The sequence below is a fragment of the Nocardia sp. NPDC060220 genome (assembly GCF_042727815.1).
In the GTDB taxonomy this organism is placed as follows: Bacteria; Actinomycetota; Actinomycetes; order Mycobacteriales; family Mycobacteriaceae; genus Nocardia.
This window is the reverse complement of the sequence record NZ_JBHWZY010000787.1, coordinates 1-3,250: the sequence shown is the minus strand read 5'-3', so window position 1 is coordinate 3,250 and position 3,250 is coordinate 1. Positions and strand designations below refer to the sequence as shown.

2 protein-coding genes are annotated in these 3,250 nt (G+C 62.2%); both read left to right on the top strand.

Features of this window, described 5'->3' with window-relative positions; all coding sequences use genetic code 11:
* Positions 1–1,093 precede the first annotated feature (1,093 nt).
* The gene (locus ACFWF3_RS29645; protein ID WP_379316908.1) at positions 1,094–1,531 is read left to right on the top strand and encodes an acyl-CoA thioesterase; all 438 of its coding nucleotides are present in this window, start codon (positions 1,094–1,096) and stop codon (positions 1,529–1,531) included.
* 86 nt (positions 1,532–1,617) lie between these two features.
* A partial coding sequence (locus tag ACFWF3_RS29640) for an acyl-CoA dehydrogenase (protein WP_379316906.1) occupies positions 1,618–3,250 on the top strand: 1,633 nt, incomplete at its 3' end.

Sequence of the window (3,250 nt, the reverse complement as noted above, 5' to 3'; positions counted from 1 at the left end):
CACCATCTGGACAGTCAGGTCGTCAGCCCGCATGTCTTTCAGCGACCCTTTACCCGCCCGACCGATCGGGGAACGGGCCACAGCAACTATCACAGCTTCTGGCATCGAATCTCTCCTCTAACTAAGTAAGCGCTTGCTTAGGTCATCGTGCAGCAGGCCACATCACTCGGTCAATAGGAGGTCGGACAGGAGGAATGTCTTCCATGTCACACCGATACGACACAGTGTCGAGGGCCGCCCACGGACGACCCTCGACACCTATTTATCCGATCCGACTCGCGCGATCAGGCCGCAGACAGAGTCGCGACACCGGCGACACCACCCACCACGGCCACGACAGCCGCGATAAGCCCCGCGACAGCGGCGACGGCGGCGAGGTCAGTTGCAGACGATCCCATGATATTTCTCCTTGATCTGATTTTCTTGTGCTGATCTGATTACGTCCCCTGCGAATTATCTGTATCGGCGCTAGTAGTGATGCTCCTTATTTTTCAGTTCGGTCAAACACCGGCAAGGCAAGAGACTTTCCATTCTCGACCACCGGAAGTTCTTCGCGATTACATCGCAAAGCACGGCGAAGATTTCAAAGTTCGATGAACCGCCTCTGCCGTGTGAGATGCAACACTGCCGTCTTTCGGCCGGAATCGGCTACACACTTGTGCACCTACTTGACCGCATCAACGCAGCAAACTGCCCTATTCAGCCGCCAGGCAGTTGCTTCACAATGTCGACACCCCACACCCTCGACGAACCGGCCGGGATATCCGCCGGTCGTCGACACCGAGAACGCGAGCGCAGTCGACATCGCACTTCTCCGGATCGAGTTGAAGGCGATTGATCTCCCACCGCCTGCAACAAAGTGCACCACGAAGTCAGCGAATACGCGGGAACGTGTCGTAGAAGTTCACATTCTTTCGGTGCACTGTGAAAGGAACACCACCGACCATTCGGCCACAGCTCCGCCGACGATGCCACATTGGTCGGCCGCCTTCGCCGATGGGATTGCACCGATGATTGCTGTGACCAACTACGGCTGGGAACCAGTTGTCCCGCCGCCGACTATCACGAAATCGCTTGTGAGCGGAGTGTGGTGATGGCTGGTCCGGCCGCATCCTGGAATACGATCGTGGCATTGCGGGCGCGTGACCTCGACTACCTCGGCCATGTCACCTCGTCGGTCTATCTCGGGCTGCTCGAGGAGGCGCGAGTGGAATGGCTGAGCCCCGCCTTCCCTGAGGACCGCAAACCGACCTACGTTGTGGCCAAGCAGGAGATCACCTTTCACCGCGAGATCCTGCCGATCGACGGGCCGGTCCGAATTTCGATTCGCGCCGAGGTCGTGGACGAGACCCGCTACCGCGTCTTCGAACAGATCTCCGGAAACACCGGCCATCTCCACGCCTCCTCGATAGCCCTGCTCGTCGCATGGGACCGCGACCGTCGCCGACCCCGGCAGTTGTCCACTGCTGAACGCGAATTCGTCAGCCGCCATCCCACAGACTGTGCTGACCGCCGATCGGCCTCCTCGTAGCCGAGGTTTGATCGGACGCCTCCTACCGGCGCGCGTTCCGCCGACTTGCCCCCGTACATGTCACGCTGCACACCCTGAGGAAATTCATGCCCACACCCATGTCCCGCCGCGATCTGGAGTTCCTGCTCTTCGAGTGGCTCGAGGTCGAATCGCTGACCAGCCGTGAGCGTTTCGCCGACCACTCGCGCGATACCTTCGACGCGGTACTGGATCTGAGCGCGGACATCGCACAGAAGTGCTTCGCGCCTGTGAACAAGACGGGCGACAGGAACGCGCCGTACATCGGCGCAGCGGGCGAGGTCGTGCTGCCGAGCGAGATCAGTGAAGGCCTTACACAATTCCGCAACGCCGGGCTCATCGCGGGGTCCTTCGACGAAACGTTGGGCGGCATGCAGTTGCCGACGGTCGTCAATCGCGCGGCGATGACCTGGTTCCAAGCCGCCAACGCGGCGATGACCTCCTACTATTTCCTCACCGCCGCCAATGCCGGTCTGCTGGCGGAGTACGGCACCGCCGAACAAATCGAGACCTGGGTCCGTCCGATGCTCGACGGACGTTTCACCGGCACGATGTGCTTGTCCGAACCGCAAGCCGGGTCGTCGCTGGCCGACATCACCACCAAAGCCGTCGCGATGCCGGACGGCACCTACCGGATCACCGGTACCAAGATGTGGATCTCGGGCGGTGACCACGAGCTGACCGCCAACATCGTTCACCTGGTCCTGGCCAAGGTCCCCGGCGGTGGAACAGGGGTGAAGGGCATTTCGCTGTTCATCGTGCCCAAGTACCTCGCCGACGGAACGCGCAACGACGTCGCGCTGGTCGGTCTCAACCACAAGATGGGCAACCGCGCCACCACGAACGCACTGCTCAACTTCGGCGATGGAACCTTCACCCCCACTGCGGAATCCGGCGCGGTCGGGTACCTCGTCGGGACCGAACACCGTGGATTGACCTACATGTTCCACATGATGAACGAAGCCCGCATCGGTGTCGGCCTGCTGGCCACAGCGCTGGGGTACGCCGGCTACCTGGCCTCTCTGGAATACGCCCGCACTCGCGTTCAAGGCAGGCCGATCGATGCCGCTGCCCCTGCGGACAGCAAGCCGGTCACCATCATCGAACACGCTGACGTCAAGCGGATGCTCCTGGCCCAGAAGTCCTACGTCGAAGCCGCCTTGGCGCTCGGGCTCTACTGCAGCAAGCTCGTCGACGAAGCGGCTACGACGACCGGTGCCGAGCAGGATCGAGCGAACCTGCTCCTCGACGTTCTCACTCCCATCACGAAGAGCTGGCCGTCGCAGTGGTGTCTGGAGGCGAACAGTCTCGCGATCCAGGTCCACGGCGGCTACGGATACACCACGGAGTTCGATGTCGAGCAGTACTACCGCGACAACCGGCTCAATCCCATCCACGAAGGGACACACGGCATCCAGGGGCTGGACCTGTTGGGGCGCAAGGTGACGATGCACGGCGGTGCCGGCCTGGTCCTGCTCTCGGACATCATCGGCGCGACCATCGACCGAGCCGCGACCGAGCCCGCCCTCTCGACCTATGCCGACGATCTGGGCAAGGCCCTGAAGCAGTTGGTCGCGGTCACCGGCCGGATCTGGGCGGCCGACGATCGTGGCGCCTCGCTGGCCAACGCCAGCATCTATCTCGAAGCCGCCGGACACATCGACGCTGGACGCGATCCTCGCCGCGGGCGCCGAGAAGGCC

Coding starts and splice junctions, on each gene's coding strand:
- ACFWF3_RS29645 (WP_379316908.1), top strand. CDS start 1,094: ATGGCTGGTCCGGCCGCATCCTGGAATACGATCGTGGCATTGCGGGCG.